Below are 18,665 nucleotides of genomic sequence, written 5' to 3'. Positions count from 1 at the left end.
CGAGTCGAAACATGAACCTGACTGAACCCCGCGAGCTGGCGCCCCTGCTTGAAGCCTTTCTGTTGGCCTCGGGAAAGCCGCAATCCCTTGAGCGCCTCTACGAACTGTTCGAAGAGGGCGAGCGGCCCGAACCGCCGGTCTTCAAGAAGGCCCTGACGTTGCTGGCCAAATCCTGCGACGGCCGGGCGTTCGAGCTCAAAGAGGTGTCGTCCGGCTACCGTTTGCAGATCCGCGAGAAGTTTTCGCCGTGGGTCGGACGCCTGTGGGAGGAACGCCCGCAGCGCTATTCCCGTGCCTTGCTGGAAACCATCGCACTGATCGCCTATCGCCAGCCGATCACCCGTGGCGAGATCGAGGATGTGCGCGGCGTGGCGGTCAACAGCAACATCGTCAAAACCCTCATTGAGCGCGAGTGGATCCGCATCGTCGGTTACCGCGATGTGCCCGGCAAACCGGCGATGTTTGCGACAACCAAGGCGTTTCTCGATCACTTCAATTTGAAGAACCTTGAAGATCTGCCACCGCTGGCCGAACTGCGCGAGATGGAAACCGACCCAGTGCTCGATTTCGACGATGCGCCGGTGCCGCAAGGCTTGCAGGAGTTGGCCGATGCCAGCGCCGAGCCGGAAGAGGAGAAGGAAGAAACCAGTTTCCATACCTTGCTGCTGGAACTGGACAGCATGGAGGAGGGAATCAAGACCGACTTCGACGACTTGCTGCGTGATGCTGCCGATGGTGCTGATGTTGAACCATCGACGACTGAACCCGAAGCTGAAATCACCGAGCCGGTTATCGAGGTTGAACTCGAGGCGAAGCCTGAAGCCGAACCTGAAGAGGACGTGCTCGGCGTCGCTGAAGCGCGAGAAAAACTTCTCGCTGCGGTTGCCGCCCTCGAACAATCCGCGCCAGAACCCGAACTGAGCGAAGAAGAAACCGAGGCCCGAGCCCTGGCCGAAGCCATCGAAGCCGAACGCCGCGAGTTCGAAGACTGACGCGATCTCAAGAACACCGCGATCCACTGTAGGAGTGAGCCTGCTCGCGATTGCGGTATATCTGGCAAGAAGATGTCGACTGACACACCGCTATCGCGAGCAGGCTCACTCCTACAAGGGCCTTGTGTGTTTCTGGAGTAGGTATGAGTTCAACCAAAGACCCGTGCATCAGCGTCTGCAAATTCACCGACGACATCTGCCTCGGTTGCGGCCGCAGCAAGCGCGAAATCAAGGCCTGGAAGAAACTCGACAAGGACGACAAGCGTACGGTACTGGCCGAAGCTGCCCTGCGGCTGATCAAACTTGGCGGCGCCGGTCGGCGGAAAAAGAAATAACCTTGGCTTGATCGACTAGTCTCTGATGCGCGATAGCGCACATCCGCGTATGATTCGCGACCCTTCGCCGATCCCTTCGGCCAGGAACCCAGATTCCAATGCTTCAGGCGCTCACTTCGAGGCGACTGAACAGACCACACCGGGAGGTGCCCAGATGAGTGACATCATTCAGAAAGACGACAAGGAAATCGGCCCAGCAGGCGAAAAACTGCAGAAAGTCCTCGCCCGTATCGGCGTCGGCTCGCGCCGTGACGTAGAAGCCTGGATCAGCCAGGGCCGGATCAAGGTCAATGGCAAAGACGCCACCCTCGGTCTGCGCGTCGACATGCACGACGCCATCACCATTGATGGCAAGGTGATCAAGCGCGAAGAAGCCGCCGAGTCGGTCCGCCGCGTGATCATGTACAACAAACCCGATGGCGAGATCTGCACCCGTGACGACCCGGAAGGCCGTCCGACCGTGTTCGACAAGCTGCCGCGTCCGAAAGAAGGGCGCTGGATCAACATTGGCCGCCTCGACATCAACACCACCGGTTTGCTGATGTTCACCACCGATGGTGAACTGGCCAACCGTCTGATGCACCCGTCCTACGAGATGGACCGCGAGTACGCCGTGCGTGTACGCGGTGAAGTCGACGACGAAATGATCGAGCGCCTGAAGGCCGGCGTCGTGCTGGAAGACGGCCCGGCCAAGTTCACCGACATCAAGCAGGCGCCAGGCGGCGAAGGCTTCAACCACTGGTATCACTGCGTGGTGATGGAAGGCCGTAACCGTGAAGTTCGTCGTCTGTGGGAATCGCAAGGTCTGGTGGTCAGCCGTCTGAAGCGCGTGCGTTTCGGTCCGGTGTTCCTCAACTCTGACCTGCCGATGGGCCGCTGGCGCGAAATGAGCCAGTACGAAGTCGACATCCTCAGCGCTGAAGTGGGTCTGACGCCGGTTGCCATGCCGCAACTGAATGCCAAGAGCAAAGACAAGCTTGAGCGTATGCAGCGCAAATCGTCGCGGCCGATGGCCAAGACCGAGCGCGTACGCACTCTGCGTCCAGCCGCTGGCGCGCCGACCGGTCCACGTCCAGGTCGCGAGCCGCAGATCGAAGGCGAGCGTCCAGGTCGCAAGCCGGTTGCCCGTGACGGCGAGCGCGCTCCGCGTCCGGCCAACGGTCGCACTGAGCGTGGCGAGCGTGGTGCTCCTGCCGGTCGTGGTACGCCAGTGGCAGATCGCCCGGCGGACACCACCAACAAGCGTCCGGCCAAGCCTGCGCCGAAGCGTCCGGGGATCAAACTGGTCGACGGCGACAAGCCATCGGGCAAGCGTCGCGGTGCACCGGCTGGTTCCGGCCAGCGCCCGGGTTTCGGTCGCAAGAAGCCGGAATGAGGCAGCTCTGAGCTTCAAGCTAAAGCGAAAGCGCCAACCTCAGGGTTGGCGTTTTTTTTCGTCTGGCGAAAGTGTTGTGGTGGCTGAGGGATTGCTATCGCGAGCAGGCTCACTCCTACAATTTGAAATGCGTTCCCCTGTAGGAGTGAGCCTGCTCGCGATGACGTCGGTGGCCTCAACACAAAACTCAAGGTCAGAACACAAATCGTCCATCAAACACCGGCTTTTCATCCAGGGCCAACACCCCACTGGAGAAGATCAGATCCAGATGATGACTGCCCTTGGCCCCACCCCCAAGCCCCAGATGCAACCCACAATGCCGCTCTTCGAACCCGGCATTACGCGCATACAAATCCTTCACGCCTTCATTGGTGCCAATCCCCAACTCCTCAATTCGCCGGTTCGACGGATTGGCGTCCAGATACTTGTTGAAATCATGCTCCAGCCCCGGCACCTCCGTGGCGATGCGGCTGATGGTCGAGTTCTCGATCCACAACTCCAGCGGCGACTCCAGCACGCCATATTTGCGCGCAAACGGGATGGTGCTGAGGAAGGTGCCCTTGAACTTCACATGGCCATTGATTTCTTCGCTGTGAGTCGCGATCTCACCGGGCGCCAGGTCGAAGTTGCCGACACCGTTGATGTCGGTCCACTTCTTGATACTGCTCAAAGGTGTTTCAAACCGTGAGCCGTGCTCATCGGTAAAGCTCAGCGTGGTGGCCTGGGACATGCGCTGGATCAAGTGGCTGTTGAGCCCGGCAATTCGCTGTGGGGCGATGCTGAAGGTGTCAAAGAAGTAATCGCCGTAATCCTTGAACAGAAGCGACTTCTTCCAGTTTTCCGCCATCACCGATTGCAGCGCGCGGATAAATTCCGGGCCGTCAGGGCGCGGGTTGGGCAAGGTGGAAGAGTCGTAGAAGAAAATGTACAGATCGCTGTCGGTAATCGCCGAGGTCAGCGCTGCGGTGCTTTCCAGATCCAGGCGTCGGGCGCTGAACGTGAAGCGTGGATGATCGCCAGCCTGTTCGGCGATGGCGCCGGTCAGCGCTTCGTAATCAGCCGTGTGGCCGAGCAATACCTTCGCCGAGTCGAGGCCGGCGAGGGCAGGGTGATGTTCGAGGTAGTAAAGGAAATGCGAGATCGCGCGGGGCTTATCCATGAGTCCTCCCTGACTGACCGAGAAAAAAGTGGCAGGCATGACCGGCCGGATCATGCCTGCCCGGGATGTCCTACAGAGGCCACATCGCCGTGCCGAACGGAACGACCGCGTCGGCTTGCATCATTTCAACAGCCGCCTCATGGGTCGGTGCTTCAAACCATTCGTCCAGTTGCAGTTCGGTATCCAAGTCTTTTTCCAGTGCTTGCATGGTCGATCTCCTAGATGACTTTCACGGTTGTGACTGGCCGGTCGAGGTGGCCGGCAAGACGTGAAGAACCTAGTTCAGGGAGTTTTGTAATGCAAAAAATTATTTATTTAATTTTTAAATGAACTTTTTATTCTGTTTTTCAAGTGCTGTTTTTTTATTTAAAAACAAAAAACTAAGTGATCGTTTTCATTAGCAGGCTAGCTACCGTCAATTTGCAGACGTCTGACGGAAATGTCTGAAATGGAAATTTTACGTTACGCACTGTAAATATATGTTTACGAAAATCCCGCTAAAACCCAATGGAATACCGCACACTTCGCCGGTGTAAGGAAAAGCTGCCGAAGCCCTGCCTGCCGGGAGCTGCGCAAGGCTCTGGCGCGCTTGTTTCAGAGACGTTTGAAGGGTGAGATGCGCCTCATGCCTGTCGTGCAGGTGCATAACAAGAAGGAGGCGCAATGAACGCCGTGACTGATCTCCACTTCTCTCCGTGGGACGGTTTTCCCCTCGTCCCCGTCGATGGCCTGCAAAGGTCTGACTCAATTTTTGCAGCCGCTCGAGCGTCTCGAGGCGGACACACGCAATCCCGGCAACCGCCACGCTGATCCAGCGGGGTCTGGCAGCAGGGGGTTAGCGGTGTACAATGCGCCGCGTTTTAACTGTGACCCTCTGCGTAATCGCGCAAATCTCAAGGCTATCCGCCTTGTTCACTCCGCCGCGTCATAAGCGTGTCGGGTTCGATTTCGTCACAGATAAAAACAAACAGGTGACGCATGACCGTTGTAATTGAGCTGAACTCCTGGTGCCTGCGCTGGGGTTTGATCGGGGCTGCTTGAAATCGCAACCTTGCAGCAACGTCTACTGAACATCATCAAACCTTGCGTGAGACCTTTTTCATGAGTGGACAACCCTCGCAATCAGGCGAGCTGAAACGCGGCCTGAAAAATCGCCAAATTCAACTGATCGCCCTCGGTGGCGCGATCGGTACCGGATTGTTCCTCGGCTCGGCCGGGGTGCTGAAATCCGCCGGCCCGTCGATGATCCTCGGCTATGCCATCTGCGGCTTCATCGCCTTTATGATCATGCGCCAGTTGGGCGAAATGATCGTCGAAGAGCCGGTGGCCGGTTCCTTCAGCCATTTTGCGCACAAGTACTGGGGCGGCTTTGCCGGCTTCCTGTCGGGCTGGAACTGCTGGATCCTGTACATTCTGGTGGGCATGTCCGAGCTGACAGCCGTCGGCAAATACATTCACTACTGGGCGCCGGAGATCCCAAGCTGGGTCACCGCTGCCGCGTTCTTCGTGCTGATCAACGCCATCAACCTGGCCAACGTCAAAGTCTTCGGTGAAGCCGAATTCTGGTTCGCGATCATCAAGGTCGTGGCCATCGTCGGCATGATTGCCCTTGGCAGCTACCTGTTGGTCAGCGGCCACGGCGGCCCGCAAGCCTCGGTCAGCAACCTGTGGTCCCACGGCGGCTTCTTCCCCAACGGCGTCAGCGGTCTGGTGATGGCCATGGCGATCATCATGTTTTCGTTTGGCGGTCTGGAAATGCTCGGTTTCACCGCAGCCGAGGCCGACAAGCCGAAGACCGTGATCCCGAAAGCAATCAACCAGGTGATCTACCGGATTCTGATTTTCTACATCGGCGCCCTGGTGATCCTGCTATCACTGACGCCATGGGACAGCCTGCTGGAAACCCTCAACGCTTCCGGTGATTCCTACAGCGGCAGCCCGTTCGTGCAAGTGTTCTCGATGCTGGGCAGTGACACCGCTGCGCACATCCTCAACTTTGTCGTGCTGACGGCGGCGCTGTCGGTCTACAACAGCGGCACCTACTGCAACAGCCGCATGTTGCTGGGTATGGCCGAGCAGGGCGATGCGCCAAAAGGTCTGGCGAAGATCGACAAACGCGGCGTGCCGGTGCGTTCGATCCTGGCTTCGGCGGCAGTGACCCTGATTGCTGTGCTGCTCAACTACTTGATCCCGCAGCATGCTCTGGAGCTGCTGATGTCGCTGGTCGTTGCGACCCTGGTGATCAACTGGGCAATGATCAGCTTCTCGCACTTCAAGTTCCGCCAGCACATGAACAAGACAAACCAGACGCCGCTGTTCAAGGCACTCTGGTATCCGTACGGCAACTACGTTTGCCTGGCGTTTGTGTTGTTCATCCTCGGCGTGATGCTGCTGATTCCGGGTATTCAGATCTCGGTGTACGCGATTCCGGTGTGGGTCGTGTTCATGTGGGTCTGCTACGTGATCAAGAACAAGCGGGGTGCGCAGCAGGCGCTGCACGCGTCGGGTTCTGTCGCGAAGTAAGCACAGCGCAAAAACAACAAACCCGGCCAAGTGCCGGGTTTTTTGTGTTCATCTTTATATGTAATCAGTGATGGGATAGATCGCGCACAGCGCCTCGGCCTGCAAGCGGAACTGCTCCTGCCACGCCGGTTCCAGCGTGTATTCCCGCTCGCCTTGCGGCGTTACCCTGTCGAGAATCCGGCACAGCAGACTGACGATTTCACGGCATCCCTGCGGGTCGATGTGACGCTGCGCAATGGAGCCCGTGCCGATGCGCAATCCGCTGGCGATGAGTGCCGGTCGAGCCTCACCGGGTACGCGATGTTTGTTGACGATGATCCCGCAATGCTCCAGCGCTTTTTCTGCAATGGCACCGGTGATGCCGCCACGCAATCGGACGAGCACCGTGTGGTTTTCACTGCCGCCGCCCACGACTTCGTAATCATGGTCTTGAAACGCACTGGCAAGCTCATTGGCCGTGCTGCGAATCCGCGCCGTATAAGCATCGAACTCCACAGACATGGCATAGCCCAGCGCGGCAGCCTTGGCCGCAATCATGTTGACGGCTGGCGCTCCCTGCATTTGCGGAAACACGGCTTGATCGAGGGCGCGGCGGAAGGTTGTCCTCAAGCCCGGAACCTTGGTATTGGCGTCGCGGCCCGACAGGATCAGGCCGCCGCGGGGCCCCATGAGTTGTTTGTGTGTGCAGGTCGTGGTGACGTGAGCTGCGTCGATCGGGCTCGGATGTCGACCTGTGGCAACCAGTCCGGCGATATGCGAAATATCGGCGAGCAGGATCGCCCCGGCTTCATCGGCAATCTGACGAAATCGCGCAAAGTCCACGGCCCGCGAATAGGCTGTGGCGCCGCACATAATGATGCGCGGGCGATGAGCCAGCGCCAGGCTGCGCACATCGTCGTAATCGATGGCGCCGTCTGATGTCGTTCCGTACTGAATCGCCTTGTAGTAGGCGCCCGAGAATGCTTTGGAACTGCCATGGGTGAGGTCGCCGCCGTGTTCAACGGCCATGCCCAGCAGGGTGTCGCCCGGCTCAAGCAGTGCCGTGAGCACCTGGTAAGTGGCGTTCGACGCCGAGTGTGATTGCACGTTTGCGTATTGGGCGCCGAACAGCTCTCGCGCCCTGCGGATGGCCAGCGATTCCACCAGGTCGACGTTCTCGCAGCCGGCGTTGTAACGCCGGCCTGGCATTCCCTCGGCGGTCACGTTGACCAGCGCCGACGCGGAGGCCGCAAGGGTTCGCGGCTTGACCGCGCAGGAGGAAGAGACCAGCGACAACACACGGTGCTGCCGCGCGACCTCAGCGTCGAGAATTCCCGCCAATTCGGCATCTTCCGTACGAAGATCCGCCAGGCCCTTTCGCAGTAAGTCGGCCTGATTCATCATCGGTTCAGTTTTGACTGCCATGATTCGTATTCCTTCCATGTTTGCTGCGTACTGCGAACAACAGCACGCCTTCCTTGGTTTCACATCTATGCGTACATCCGTACGTGCCAACCGGTACAGGCGCATTCCGTGTTTTGCGGGCGATGCGCGCAAAACTGACGTCTGTACAAGCAACCGCTGCTCCTGCGTTTTCGCTCGCTGATCGGAGGAGGGAAGCTCGACGCATCATAGGTTTTTCAGTGAGGAACGCCAGAAAAATTAATCAGAAAAATGAACATTGTTCAAATAAAATGATTCTTTTTTCAGCGCTGGAAGGTGTAAAAATGCGGTCGCGAAGGGTTTTCGGTTGATGACGGCCAGAACTAACGAGTCGGTACACGTCGTGAAGTAACTGACGTTTGTACCGAAACCAAGGATGGAGAATGCTATGATCGCTGGCGGTTCCAATACCAGTACAACTATCTGCATGGTTTTCCTGTGTCACCACTGAATGCTCGTTCGTGGCGTGTTTCTAATTGCCTTTATAAAAAGATGGTAAGCATTTATGCACAGAAGAGAAAGATCGGAGAATCTGAAGAACAACATTAAATACTTGATAAAGAGTCGTGGGGAGACGCAACTGTCGCTGTGCAATTCCAGTGGATTGACCAGAACGACCATCTACAACATTCTTGAGGGCAAGGTGGTCAACGTACAGCACGCCACCGTGCGCAAGATTTCTGATTTCTTTGGTGTTTCGTATGAAGAAATAGAGACGATTGATTTTGAAGAAAAGGAAATAATCGATAACAGCATCTCTCCTCAGGGGAATATGAATCCGGCGGCCGTTCCGGTCATAAAAGAGAGTCTGCTGTTTCAAAATCTTGATAAAAGAATTGGGGAGCTGGCGACAATATATCCACTGACTTACTACTTTGGTACATCCTTCAATCTGATCGGTGTGCTGCTGGAAAACGAGATCAGTGGAATGAATGAGCCAGGCGATTTATTGATCGTGCAGAAGGGAGCGTCGAGCAGCGATAGGGAAAAGCTGGTGTATGACAAAGTCAGCAAGAAGTTATTCATAATGGATGAGGTTGACCCTGGCACGGATCGCATTTGTGTGGTCGGGGATATAATCGAGGAACGATTTAATGGAATGCAGCGTTGAAACGGAAAACAGCAAATACAAGCTGCTAGGGTTTGAGAACGGGAAAAGCCTGGCCGTGATCATGGTCATTGCGACCGGCAAGATAATTAAAATAAAGCTCAGTGAAGTGTTGAATAGTGAGATTATGGATAATCTAAATAAAATCGAAGTAAAGAACCTCTACAAAAAGTTTTATTCTCAGGGTGGAGCACTCACCGCCTACGAAATCAATGACCGCCATGAGAGTTCCTGGATGATCTACATCATCCTGAACCTGATGCTGTTCACGTTGTACATCTTCACCAGTATTGCCGCGACGAAGCCGATTTATCTGGAGTATTTCGATATTGTCGTGACGCCGGGCACCTTTCTTTATCCACTGACCTTTCTGATCGTCGATTTGCTGAACGAGACGTTTGGTCTAAGACTGGCGCGCAAGGCGATTCTTTTTGCCTTTATCAGTAATGCGGCCATTATCATTTTGCTGGCCATTACCACCCACCTTCCCGGGTTGCCGGGCTGGAAGCTTGATGGGCCTTACAACGACGTGATCAGTCAGTTGTCATCGGTACTGGTCGCTTCGTCCATCTCGTTCCTGGTCTCGGAAAACATAAACTCTTACTTGTTGTGCAAGATCAAGGAACTGACCAATTCGAGATTTCTGTTTTTGCGGGTGTTCTTGAGTACGTTGTTTGCGGTGATAATCGACAGTTTCCTTTTCTGCTATATCGCCTTTTATGGAAAGATGGACAATAGCGCGATACTGAGCATGATCTATGTTCAGATAGCGATAAAAGTCGGTTTTGCCTTCTTTAACGTCCTGCCTGCTTATGGAGCAAGATCCCTGTTCAAGAAGTATTTGACGGGCGCTCAAACTCAGTAAGATTCAAGGCGCGCTCACTAAATGAACTCATGCTTTAGTGAGCGCTTCAGAGGCGGTTTGTTTTACTTCAAATTCAATTTTGTTTTCAGGCTGTGCGTTACTTGGTCTTTGTTATTCAAGAACTCGTTCAGACCTTTGGCACGAAGATTACACGCATCGCAATCGGAGCATCCGCTACCTTTGATACCGTTGTAACAGGTCAGTGTTTCGTTACGAACCAGATCCAGTTGATTGTGATAATCAGCCAGCGCCCAGGTTTCTGCCTTGTTCAGCCACATCAATGGCGTATCCAGTTGCAACTTGTAATCCATCCCCAATTCAAGGGCCTTGTTCAGTGCCTTGACGAACTCATCCCGGCAATCAGGGTAACCAGAGAAGTCTGTTTCGCACACGCCGGTGATGACAGTCCTGGCCTGGACTTGGTAGGCATAGATAGACGCGAGGGTTAAGAACAGAATATTTCTCCCGGGCACGAAAGTGCTCGGCAGGCTCTCTCCGGAGCTATTCACGGTCGGGACCGGAATGTTGTCGCGGGTCAGGCTGCTGATGGCCAGCTCATTGAGCAAGGACACATCCATGGTTTTATGCACGGTCACGCCGAGCTTTTTGGCGAGGTGCTGAGCAACTTCGATTTCCGCGTGATGGCGCTGACCATAGTCAAACGTGATGCAGTGAATTTCATCGTAGTGCGTCAGGGCGTGGATCAAACAGGTGGTCGAGTCCTGTCCGCCGCTGAACACGATAACTGCTTTGTTGGTCATGCTTATGCTTCCTGCATTGATGTAGTGTGGGCAAAGACTTAAATGGTAACTCAAACACGGCGGTGGGCCGATTCAAATGACGCGCAGGCTCACTCATGCAGTGGATCTTCGGCAGGTCAGGGATCTATTTCGCGGTATCCTGCGCGCTCTGAATACGGACGCTTTTCCATGCTGGTAATTTCCAACAACGTGCATCTGCCGGATGCCGAGATCGAATTGACGGCCATTCGCGCCCAGGGCGCCGGTGGGCAGAACGTCAACAAGGTCTCCAGCGCCATGCACCTGCGCTTCGACATTCCGGCGTCGTCCTTGCCCGAGTTTTACAAGGAGCGACTGCTGGCGCTGCGCGACAGTCGCATCACCAGCGATGGCGTATTGATCATCAAGGCTCAGCAATACCGCACGCAGGAGGCCAACCGTGCCGATGCGCTGGAGCGTCTGGTCGAACTGATCCTCAGCGCCACCAAAGTCGAAAAGAAACGCCGTCCGACCAAGCCGACCCTCGGCTCAAAGAAGCGTCGGCTTGAGTCGAAGACCAAGCGCGGCAGCATCAAGGCCGGGCGGGGCAAGGTGGATTTCTAGTCTTCTCGATATTTGGCGGTGTGCTTGTACAGATACACGCTCAACGCCAGGCCACTCAACGAGGCGAGGGCGGCGAAGAGGAAGATCGATGCGAAGCCGAATCCGGCAGCAATCGCCCCGGCCAGCGGCCCGGTGATCCCCAGCGACAAATCAATGAACAGCGAGTAGGCGCCCACCGCCGCGCCACGGCTGGACGCCGGCACCAGATTCACCGCTTCAACGCCCAGCGCCGGGAACACCAGCGAGAAACCAAAACCGCTCAACGCCGCACCCGCCAACGCCCAATGCGCGTCCGGCGCCAGCCACAGCAGCAACAGGCCGAGGGTTTCCACCGACAGGCAGGCAATTGCCACGCGGAAGCCGCCGAGACGGTTGATCAGGTTACCGAACAGCAGTCGCGCGCCGATGAAACTGGCGCCGAACAGGCTCAGGCACAGCACCGCGTTGTCCCAGTGCTGAGTGGCGTAATACAGGGTGATGAAGGTCGCGATGGTGCCGAAGCCGATCGAGCCCAAGGCCAGCCCGCAACCGTGGGGGAATACGCGGCCGAGCACATGCATGAATGGCAAGCGCTCACCGGCAACAATCGGCGCGGCGGTTTTTGGCCACGCCAGTAACAGGCCCAATGCGGCCAGCAGAATGATGCTGACGCCCATGCTCCACAAGCCCAGTTGGCCGACCAGCCATACTCCGAACGGTGCGCCGACCGCCAGTGCGCCATAGCTGGCGATGCCGTTCCACGAGATCACTTTGGCGGTGTTCGCCGCACCGACGCGGCCAATGCCCCAGCCAATCGAGCCGGAGCCGACGAGGCTTTCCGCGCTGCCCAGCACCAGTCGGCCGATCAACAGGCTGATCAAACTGAGCATCGGCATGTTCGGTGTCCACGCGGAAATCAGCATGAACACGCCGCTCAAGCCACACCCGGCCAAACCATACATCACCGCGAGCTTGCTGCCCTTGTTGTCGATGATCTTGCCGGCGTACGGACGGCTGAGCAGGGTCGCGAGGTATTGCACACTGATCACCAGGCCCGCGATCACCGCGCCAAAGCCCAGATCACTGTGGACATAACCCGGCAGCACAGCGAGCGGGATGCCGATGTTCAGATAACCGATGAAGGTGAAGAGGACGATGGAGACGACTTGCAGCGTGACCGCCAGGGGACGCTGGGGCTCTGACTTGGAGAACGACATGGGTAACGATCCACGGGAGCAGCAGATTAGATAGGCTGCTTATGATACCGACGCGAAGCGCTCTGAGGCGGGAAAAGTAAAACTATTTGCCGGGCGGCGGCTTCAGGGTTTGGCCGGTGCGACCAGTTGCGTGGTGACCAGCGCGGCGAGGGCGTTTTCTTCACTGCCGAAGCGGGCAAGCAGGGCGGCTTGTTTTTCCGGGGAGAGGCGGCTCCAGATCTCGATCATTTTCTCGGTGGCACCGATCAGGACGGCGGCTTGGCTTTCGGAGAATTCGTCGGTCATGGCGGGCTCGGTTTCAGGCAGTGTGGAAAGCGCATGTTAGCGCTTTCCACACGGTCTGTACGACGGGTCTTACTCTTCGTTGTCGGCCGGGCGGCTCTCAACGGCTTCTTTCGGCTCGGGCTGCCCCGCGCCGGCTTGTTGCGTGGTCGTCTGCTCAGGTACGTGCAGGCTTGGGAAGGGGAGATTAGGAATCTCGTGCATGGTTGCGCTCCTCGCTAAGTCTGTTGATAGATCTGGTAGATCCGCGCTTCTGAAAAAGCCTGCGCAGGATACAGCAGGAAAAATGACAATCAGACTTTTAATTGAAATTAATGCGACAGATGGCCGCAGGGGGAGGGCAAAAACAAAAGATCAGCGAGGATGCAAATGTGGGAGCGAGCCTTTGTGGCGAGGGGATTTATCCCCGATGGGCTGCGAAGCAGCCCCAAACCCTGCAATCGCGGAGCGTCTGATACTCCGCGGTCAATGGGTTACGGCTGCTTCGCAGCCGGTCGGGGATAAATCCCCTCACCACAGGGCTCACTCCTACAGGGAGCGGTGTTACTTGCAGACGTTGGCGATGGCTTCGGCCAGCAGCGCAAGGCGCGTGGCGTCGATGCCGGCGACGTTGGCCCGGCCCGAGCTGACCATGTACACGCTGTGGTGGTCGCGCAGTTGTTTCACCTGCTCCGGCGACAGGCCGGTGTAGGAGAACATCCCGCGTTGCACGCCGATGTGCGCAAAACGTTCGCGCAAACCGTGTGGCTCCAGCGCTTCCACCAGGCCGCTGCGCAACTGGGCGATGCGCAAGCGCATGGCTTCCACTTCGTCGGCCCAGCGGCTTTTCAGTTCCGGGTCGGCGAGGATGGTCGCGACAACCGCTGCACCGTGATCCGGCGGCGTCGACCACAGGTTGCGGGCAATGTTGGCCAGTTGGCTGCGGATGTCGATGAGCTTCTCGGCGGTTTTCGCGCAGACGATCAGCGCCCCGGTGCGGTCGCGATACAGGCCGAAGTTCTTCGAGCAGGAACTGGTGATCAACAGCTCCGGCATCTCGGCGGCGAACAGTCGGGTCGACCACGCATCCTGCTCCAGACCGTCGCCAAAGCCCTGGTAGGCGAAGTCGATCAGCGGCAGCAGATTACGGCTGCGCACGACGTCGAGCACGCGTTGCCAGTCGTCATGGCTCAAGTCAAAACCGGTCGGGTTGTGGCAGCACGCGTGCAGCAGCACCACATCACCTTTCGGTACTTCGTTGAGCACGGCGAGCATGGCGTCGACGTCGAGGCGGTTGTCGCTACCCACGTACGGGTAGTGACTGACCTTGACCCCGGCCGCGGCGAAAATGGTTTCGTGGATCGGCCACGTCGGGTTGCTCAACCACACGCCTTTGCCCGGCAAGCACTGGGCGATGAAATCGGCGGCCAGACGCAGGGCGCCGGTGCCCCCCGGCGTCTGGGTGGCGCCGGCACGTTGTTCGGCGATCAACTTTGAGTCGGCGCCGAGCACCAACTCATTGATGACTTTGCCGAACAGCGGATTGCCGTGGCCACCGATGTAGGTCTTGGTGTCCTGGCTTTCGACCAGCCGCGCTTCGGCGATTTTCACCGCTTCAGGGATCGGCGTCAGGCCCTGGGCATCCTTGTAGACGCCAACGCCGAGGTCGAACTTGCGCGGGTTGCTGTCCTGCGCATAGGCCTCCATCAAACCGAGGATCGGGTCGCCGGGTACCCGGCCGATGGCGTCGAAGTGCATTACTTGCGTCCTTCTGCGGTCTTGGCCACTTCGTCAGTGCGCGCGGCCATGATGAAGTCGTTGCGGTGCAGGCCTTTGATCGAGTGGCTCCACCAGGTCACGGTGACTTTGCCCCACTCGGTCAGCAGGCCCGGATGATGACCTTCGGCCTCGGAGATCTCGCCAACGGCGTTGGTGAAGGCCAGTGCGTGCTTGAAGTTCTTGAACAGGAAAACTTTCTCCAGCTGCATGATGCTGTCGCGCACTTCGATGTTCCATTCAGGGATCTGCTTGATCAGGATCGGCAGTTCTTCGTCGCTGACTTGTGGCGCATCGGCGCGGCAGGCTTCGCAGTGGGCTTGGTTCAAAGTGGACATGATTGAATTCCTGAGATCGGGTGTCTTTTTTATAAGAACTGTTACGGGCGTCAATGCCGTCACGCTAAACCAAAGCCGCGACGACTGACAGACTCACTTGTCACTAAAAGCGACGGTTCACGCCGCTTTTGGTTTTGGCGGAAATTTCGGCGCGTGCAGACCGAGCTGCATGCCTTGTTTGACCATGGCCATGATGTCTTCATGGGCCACGTCGAACAGACGCTTGAGGTTCGGCAGGACGAAGTACAGCGGTTGCAGGATGTCGATGCGATAAGGCGTGCGCATGGCCTCCAGCGGATCGAAGGTCTGATGCTCGGGCTCGTCCGACAGGGAATAAACAGTTTCTTTGGGTGAGGACAGGATGCCTCCGCCGTAGATGCGTTTGCCTTGCGGGGTGTCGACCAGACCGAATTCGATGGTCATCCAGTACAGCCGCGCCAGATACACGCGCTCTTCCTTGGTCGCTTGCAGGCCGAGTTTGCCGTAGGTGTGAGTGAATTCGGCAAACCACGGGTTGGTCAGCAGCGGGCAGTGACCGAAGATCTCGTGGAAAATATCCGGCTCTTGCAGGTAGTCCAGTTCTTCACGGGTGCGAATAAACGTGGCTACCGGAAATTGCTTGCTGGCGAGCAATTCAAAGAAGGTCTGGAACGGAATCAGCGCCGGGACACGGGCGACTTGCCAACCGGTGGTCTCGCCGAGCACCTTGTTGATCTCGCCGAGTTGCGGAATGCGGTCGTGGGGCAGACCGAGTTTTTCGATACCGTCCAGGTATTCCTGGCACGCACGCCCTTCGATCACTTTCAGTTGGCGGGTGATCAGCGTGTTCCACACCGCATGTTCTTCGGCGGGGTAGTCGATAAAACCTTGCGCATCGGGCTCGCGGGCCACGTATTGCGTCTGCTTCATACTGCTCTCCTGCTAGGGGGATTCGTTCTTGTTATGTCCAGCGATGGATTCAGAATTACTCCAGAGCGTGTTGATTTGCAGCAGGTTGAATTGTCTCCGCGTAGGAAATTTCTCTTTAATCCGTAAAATAATCGTTACGCTTTGACGGCTATCTAGCATTTGCGGCGATTTACGGGTTTGAAAAGGGTTGTCGCTGTCACATAATCTTGACAACTATCTGCTCGCCTCGACAGAAAAGTCGTGGCGGCTATCTCTTGTGGGAGCGAGCCTGCTCGCGAATGCGAAGTGTCTGACACATCAATGCTAAGCGTGCTGACGCCTTCGCGAGCAGGCTCGCTCCCACAGGGTCTGTGCTCAACCTTATTACTGTTTTGGTGGTTTTTTCTATGCGCATCAAAGTCCACTGCCAGAACCGCATCGGCATCCTTCGCGACATCCTCAATCTGCTGGTGGCGTACGGGATCAACGTCGCGCGCGGCGAGGTCGGCGGTGAGCATGGCAACGCGATCTATCTGCATTGCCCGAACCTGATCAACATCCAGTTCCAGGCGCTACGGCCGAAATTCGAGGCGATTGCCGGAGTGTTCGGCGTCAAGCGGGTAGGGCTGATGCCGAGCGAGCGCCGGCACATGGAATTGAATGCGCTGCTCGGTGCGCTGGAGTTCCCGGTGTTGTCGATCGACATGGGCGGCTCGATCGTCGCCGCCAACCGCGCAGCGGCGCAGTTGCTGGGTGTGCGGGTCGATGAAGTGCCGGGGATTCCGCTGTCACGCTATGCCGAGGATTTCGATTTACCGGAACTGGTGCGCGCCAATAAATCACGAATCAATGGCATGCGCGTCAAGGTCAAGGGTGACGTCTTTCTCGCCGACATCGCGCCGCTGCAATCGGAGCACGATGACAGTGAAGCCATGGCCGGTGCCGTGCTGACTTTGCATCGCGCCGACCGCGTCGGTGAGCGCATCTATAACGTGCGCAAGCAGGAGTTACGAGGCTTCGACAGCATCTTCCAAAGCTCGAAAGTCATGGCGGCGGTGGTGCGCGAAGCGCGGCGCATGGCGCCACTGGATGCACCGTTATTGATAGAAGGCGAAACCGGCACCGGCAAGGAATTGCTCGCACGTGCCTGTCACCTCGCCAGCCCTCGTGGCCAGTCGCCGTTGATGGCGCTCAACTGCGCGGGGCTGCCGGAGTCGATGGCCGAGACCGAGTTGTTCGGCTACGGCCCGGGTGCCTTCGAAGGCGCACGCGCCGAAGGCAAGCTCGGCCTGCTGGAACTGACGGCGGGCGGCACATTGTTTCTCGATGGCGTCGGCGAAATGAGCCCGCGCCTGCAGGTGAAACTGCTGCGCTTTCTGCAGGACGGTTGCTTCCGTCGGGTAGGCAGTGATGAAGAGGTTTATCTGGACGTGCGGGTGATCTGCGCAACCCAGGTCGATTTGTCCGAGCTCTGTGCGCGGGGGGAGTTTCGCCAGGATTTGTATCACCGCTTGAACGTGCTTTCGCTGCACATTCCACCGCTGCGCGAATGCCTCGACGGTTTGACGCCACTGGTTGAGCACTTTCTCGATCAGGCCAGTCGGCAGATCGGTTGCTCGCTACCCAGGCTCGCGCCGGCGGCGATGGATCGGCTCAGTCATTATCACTGGCCGGGCAATGTGCGGCAGTTGGAGAACGTGCTGTTTCAGGCGGTTTCGTTGTGTGATGGCGGCACGGTGAAGGCTGAACATATTCGCCTGCCGGATTATGGTGTGCGTCAGCCGCTTGGCGATTTTTCGCTGGAGGGCGGGCTGGACGAGATTGTCGGGCGCTTTGAGAAAGCGGTGCTGGAGCGCTTGTATTCCGAGCATCCGAGCAGCCGACAGTTGGGCAAGCGGTTGGGCGTTTCGCATACGACGATTGCCAACAAGCTGCGCGAATACGAAGTCGGCAAAGACCCTGAAAGCTAAGTAGAACCCCGTGGCGAGGGAGCTTGCTCCCGCTCGGCTGCGCAGCAGTCGTAAACCCGATCGATGCGGTTTGTCTGATTTACTGCATTGAATGGTTTTGGGGTTGCTACGCAACCCAGCGGGAGCAAGCTCCCTCGCCACAGGTTCTTTACCCATCTTCAAAGATAGGGATTGCCGCGAAGCGGCACAACACCGCCGGTTTTTCGACTTCGATACATTTCAAATTCCCCCTCTCAATCCCCCAAGTCCTTTGTTTGCCGGGCCGCGAGCCGCCAGAAAAAAGTTGGTCTGCAAATTGCTTATGGCTCAGCAGTACAGCGGTGGGCGGCAAACGTCCGGCATGCAGAGGAAAGAGTGTGGACAAGTACCTTTATGTGGCAATGACCGGCGCCCGCCAGAACGCACTGGCGCACAAGGCTCATGCCAACACCCTGGCGACCATCTCCACCAACGGTTTTCAGCGCGACCTGGAGCAGGCGCGTTCGATGCCGGTGTTTGGTGACAGCTTTCCGGCGCGCGCGTTTGCCATGAGCGAACGGCCCGCCACCGACTTCACGCCGGGCTCGCTGGTGCAGACCGGTCGTGACCTCGACGTCGCCGTGACCGGCAACGGTTTCATCGCCGTGCAAAACCCGAACGGCGGCGAAAGCTATGTGCGCACCGGCAGTCTCAATATCGATGCTCTCGGGGTGTTGCGCGCCGGCAACGGCATGCCGGTGATGGGCAATGGCGGTCCGATTGCTGTTCCGCCAGAGCAGCAGGTCGAAGTCGGTGAAGACGGCACCATCAGTATTCGTGCGATGGGCGAAGGCCCGCGCGTCATGGCGGAAGTCGACCGGATCAAACTGGTCAACCCGGACATCAAGAACATGAACAAGGGCCTCGACGGCTCGATCTACACCAAGGACGGCCAGCCTGCGCCGGCCGATGCCAACGTCAAACTGGTGTCGGGTTTCCTTGAGTCGAGCAACGTCAATGCCGTGGAAGAGATGACCTCGGTGCTGGCCCTGGCCAAGCAGTTCGAGTTGCACGTCACGATGATGAACACCGACAAAGACGACGACCAGGCCATGGCTCGGGTCTTGCAGATCAGCTAGTTATCAGAACGTCGCGC

19 protein-coding genes are annotated in these 18,665 nt (G+C 57.5%); 9 read left to right on the top strand and 10 right to left on the bottom strand.

The genetic code is table 11. The features are described from left to right. Positions 1 to 11: 11 nt before the first annotated feature. The 3 genes from scpB (at position 12) to rluB (ending at position 2,702) form a co-directional block, all read left to right on the top strand. Complete coding sequence (gene scpB / locus ACIOWE_RS25040) at positions 12 to 992, top strand: SMC-Scp complex subunit ScpB (protein ID WP_401397072.1); 981 nt, start codon at positions 12 to 14, stop codon at positions 990 to 992. Between the two features lie 143 nt (positions 993 to 1,135). Further along, positions 1,136 to 1,327 carry a DUF1289 domain-containing protein gene (locus ACIOWE_RS25035; RefSeq protein WP_105709112.1) on the top strand — a complete coding sequence of 64 codons (192 nt, stop codon included), beginning with the start codon at positions 1,136 to 1,138 and terminating at the stop codon, positions 1,325 to 1,327. Between the two features lie 154 nt (positions 1,328 to 1,481). Then, positions 1,482 to 2,702, top strand: a complete 1,221-nt coding sequence (gene rluB, locus ACIOWE_RS25030) for a 23S rRNA pseudouridine(2605) synthase RluB (RefSeq protein ID WP_401397069.1) — start codon at positions 1,482 to 1,484, stop codon at positions 2,700 to 2,702. 193 nt (positions 2,703 to 2,895) lie between these two features. On the opposite strand, the gene ACIOWE_RS25025 is transcribed toward rluB, so the two are convergent. Beyond that, a complete protein-coding gene (locus ACIOWE_RS25025) occupies positions 2,896 to 3,861 on the bottom strand; it encodes a leucyl aminopeptidase (RefSeq protein WP_401397066.1) in 966 nt (321 codons plus the stop codon). Between the two features lie 70 nt (positions 3,862 to 3,931). Beyond that, positions 3,932 to 4,069, bottom strand: a complete 138-nt coding sequence (locus ACIOWE_RS25020) for a hypothetical protein (RefSeq protein WP_003222780.1) — start codon at positions 4,067 to 4,069, stop codon at positions 3,932 to 3,934. Positions 4,070 to 4,962: 893 nt separating this feature from the next. Between ACIOWE_RS25020 and ACIOWE_RS25015 the strand changes: the two genes are divergently transcribed. Beyond that, positions 4,963 to 6,384: an amino acid permease gene (locus ACIOWE_RS25015; protein ID WP_401397064.1), complete on the top strand. Its 1,422-nt coding sequence runs from the start codon at positions 4,963 to 4,965 to the stop codon at positions 6,382 to 6,384. Between the two features lie 54 nt (positions 6,385 to 6,438). Here ACIOWE_RS25015 and glyA read toward each other — a convergent pair whose 3' ends face one another. Next, a complete protein-coding gene (gene glyA, locus ACIOWE_RS25010) occupies positions 6,439 to 7,788 on the bottom strand; it encodes a serine hydroxymethyltransferase (RefSeq protein ID WP_401397061.1) in 1,350 nt (449 codons plus the stop codon). A gap of 523 nt (positions 7,789 to 8,311) precedes the next feature. Between glyA and ACIOWE_RS25005 the strand changes: the two genes are divergently transcribed. Together ACIOWE_RS25005 and ACIOWE_RS25000 are read left to right on the top strand one after the other, a co-directional pair. After that, complete coding sequence (locus tag ACIOWE_RS25005; RefSeq protein ID WP_401397058.1) at positions 8,312 to 8,917, top strand: helix-turn-helix transcriptional regulator; 606 nt, start codon at positions 8,312 to 8,314, stop codon at positions 8,915 to 8,917. Then, a complete protein-coding gene (locus ACIOWE_RS25000; protein ID WP_401397055.1) occupies positions 8,901 to 9,779 on the top strand; it encodes a queuosine precursor transporter in 879 nt (292 codons plus the stop codon). Before ACIOWE_RS25005 ends, ACIOWE_RS25000 begins: the two co-directional genes overlap by 17 nt. 62 nt (positions 9,780 to 9,841) lie before the next feature. On the opposite strand, the gene queC is transcribed toward ACIOWE_RS25000, so the two are convergent. Then, positions 9,842 to 10,540 (bottom strand): 7-cyano-7-deazaguanine synthase QueC, encoded by a 699-nt coding sequence (gene queC / locus ACIOWE_RS24995; RefSeq protein ID WP_201239233.1) that lies wholly within the window; start codon positions 10,538 to 10,540, stop codon positions 9,842 to 9,844. Positions 10,541 to 10,708: 168 nt separating this feature from the next. Between queC and arfB the strand changes: the two genes are divergently transcribed. Beyond that, positions 10,709 to 11,122, top strand: a complete 414-nt coding sequence (arfB, locus tag ACIOWE_RS24990; protein ID WP_007920134.1) for an alternative ribosome rescue aminoacyl-tRNA hydrolase ArfB — start codon at positions 10,709 to 10,711, stop codon at positions 11,120 to 11,122. On the opposite strand, the gene ACIOWE_RS24985 is transcribed toward arfB, so the two are convergent. The 6 genes from ACIOWE_RS24985 to phhA form a co-directional block, all read right to left on the bottom strand. Then, positions 11,119 to 12,318, bottom strand: a complete 1,200-nt coding sequence (locus ACIOWE_RS24985) for an MFS transporter (RefSeq protein ID WP_401297589.1) — start codon at positions 12,316 to 12,318, stop codon at positions 11,119 to 11,121. The genes arfB and ACIOWE_RS24985 overlap by 4 nt on opposite strands. Before the next feature lie 102 nt (positions 12,319 to 12,420). After that, on the bottom strand, positions 12,421 to 12,603 hold the full coding sequence (locus tag ACIOWE_RS24980; RefSeq protein ID WP_042558181.1) for a hypothetical protein: 183 nt from the start codon (positions 12,601 to 12,603) through the stop codon (positions 12,421 to 12,423). Between the two features lie 69 nt (positions 12,604 to 12,672). Then, positions 12,673 to 12,804 (bottom strand): hypothetical protein, encoded by a 132-nt coding sequence (locus tag ACIOWE_RS24975; protein ID WP_016987951.1) that lies wholly within the window; start codon positions 12,802 to 12,804, stop codon positions 12,673 to 12,675. A gap of 339 nt (positions 12,805 to 13,143) precedes the next feature. Beyond that, positions 13,144 to 14,337, bottom strand: a complete 1,194-nt coding sequence (locus tag ACIOWE_RS24970; RefSeq protein WP_401397052.1) for an amino acid aminotransferase — start codon at positions 14,335 to 14,337, stop codon at positions 13,144 to 13,146. Then, positions 14,337 to 14,693: a 4a-hydroxytetrahydrobiopterin dehydratase gene (locus ACIOWE_RS24965; protein ID WP_401397049.1), complete on the bottom strand. Its 357-nt coding sequence runs from the start codon at positions 14,691 to 14,693 to the stop codon at positions 14,337 to 14,339. Before ACIOWE_RS24965 ends, ACIOWE_RS24970 begins: the two co-directional genes overlap by 1 nt. 117 nt (positions 14,694 to 14,810) lie before the next feature. Continuing rightward, entirely contained in the window at positions 14,811 to 15,602 is a 792-nt protein-coding gene (gene phhA / locus ACIOWE_RS24960) for a phenylalanine 4-monooxygenase (RefSeq protein WP_158830660.1), read from the bottom strand. A 386-nt stretch (positions 15,603 to 15,988) separates the two neighbouring features. On the opposite strand from phhA, the gene ACIOWE_RS24955 reads away from it, so the two are divergent. Together ACIOWE_RS24955 and ACIOWE_RS24950 are read left to right on the top strand one after the other, a co-directional pair. Next, positions 15,989 to 17,551: a sigma-54-dependent transcriptional regulator gene (locus ACIOWE_RS24955; RefSeq protein ID WP_401397046.1), complete on the top strand. Its 1,563-nt coding sequence runs from the start codon at positions 15,989 to 15,991 to the stop codon at positions 17,549 to 17,551. A 356-nt stretch (positions 17,552 to 17,907) separates the two neighbouring features. Continuing rightward, entirely contained in the window at positions 17,908 to 18,648 is a 741-nt protein-coding gene (locus tag ACIOWE_RS24950) for a flagellar basal body rod protein FlgF (protein ID WP_401397044.1), read from the top strand. Positions 18,649 to 18,665: the final 17 nt, after the last annotated feature.

Source organism: Pseudomonas sp. NPDC087598, from assembly GCF_044743525.1.
GTDB lineage: Bacteria > Pseudomonadota > Gammaproteobacteria > Pseudomonadales > Pseudomonadaceae > Aquipseudomonas.
The sequence above is the reverse complement of the archived record's forward strand: the minus strand, read 5'-3'. Positions and strand labels throughout refer to the sequence as shown.

Excerpts from the sequence above, each read along its gene's own strand:
- ACIOWE_RS25005 (WP_401397058.1), top strand. The coding sequence starts at position 8,312 with ATGCACAGAAGAGAAAGATCGGAGAATCTGAAGAACAACATTAAATAC.
- ACIOWE_RS24970 (WP_401397052.1), bottom strand. The coding sequence starts at position 14,337 with ATGCACTTCGACGCCATCGGCCGGGTACCCGGCGACCCGATCCTCGGT.
- ACIOWE_RS25000 (WP_401397055.1), top strand. The coding sequence starts at position 8,901 with ATGGAATGCAGCGTTGAAACGGAAAACAGCAAATACAAGCTGCTAGGG.
- ACIOWE_RS25015 (WP_401397064.1), top strand. The coding sequence starts at position 4,963 with ATGAGTGGACAACCCTCGCAATCAGGCGAGCTGAAACGCGGCCTGAAA.
- ACIOWE_RS25025 (WP_401397066.1), bottom strand. The coding sequence starts at position 3,861 with ATGGATAAGCCCCGCGCGATCTCGCATTTCCTTTACTACCTCGAACAT.
- ACIOWE_RS25035 (WP_105709112.1), top strand. The coding sequence starts at position 1,136 with ATGAGTTCAACCAAAGACCCGTGCATCAGCGTCTGCAAATTCACCGAC.
- glyA (WP_401397061.1), bottom strand. The coding sequence starts at position 7,788 with ATGGCAGTCAAAACTGAACCGATGATGAATCAGGCCGACTTACTGCGA.
- ACIOWE_RS25020 (WP_003222780.1), bottom strand. The coding sequence starts at position 4,069 with ATGCAAGCACTGGAAAAAGACTTGGATACCGAACTGCAACTGGACGAA.
- phhA (WP_158830660.1), bottom strand. The coding sequence starts at position 15,602 with ATGAAGCAGACGCAATACGTGGCCCGCGAGCCCGATGCGCAAGGTTTT.
- scpB (WP_401397072.1), top strand. The coding sequence starts at position 12 with ATGAACCTGACTGAACCCCGCGAGCTGGCGCCCCTGCTTGAAGCCTTT.
- ACIOWE_RS24980 (WP_042558181.1), bottom strand. The coding sequence starts at position 12,603 with ATGACCGACGAATTCTCCGAAAGCCAAGCCGCCGTCCTGATCGGTGCC.
- ACIOWE_RS24985 (WP_401297589.1), bottom strand. The coding sequence starts at position 12,318 with ATGTCGTTCTCCAAGTCAGAGCCCCAGCGTCCCCTGGCGGTCACGCTG.
- arfB (WP_007920134.1), top strand. The coding sequence starts at position 10,709 with ATGCTGGTAATTTCCAACAACGTGCATCTGCCGGATGCCGAGATCGAA.
- ACIOWE_RS24975 (WP_016987951.1), bottom strand. The coding sequence starts at position 12,804 with ATGCACGAGATTCCTAATCTCCCCTTCCCAAGCCTGCACGTACCTGAG.
- ACIOWE_RS24955 (WP_401397046.1), top strand. The coding sequence starts at position 15,989 with ATGCGCATCAAAGTCCACTGCCAGAACCGCATCGGCATCCTTCGCGAC.
- rluB (WP_401397069.1), top strand. The coding sequence starts at position 1,482 with ATGAGTGACATCATTCAGAAAGACGACAAGGAAATCGGCCCAGCAGGC.
- queC (WP_201239233.1), bottom strand. The coding sequence starts at position 10,540 with ATGACCAACAAAGCAGTTATCGTGTTCAGCGGCGGACAGGACTCGACC.
- ACIOWE_RS24965 (WP_401397049.1), bottom strand. The coding sequence starts at position 14,693 with ATGTCCACTTTGAACCAAGCCCACTGCGAAGCCTGCCGCGCCGATGCG.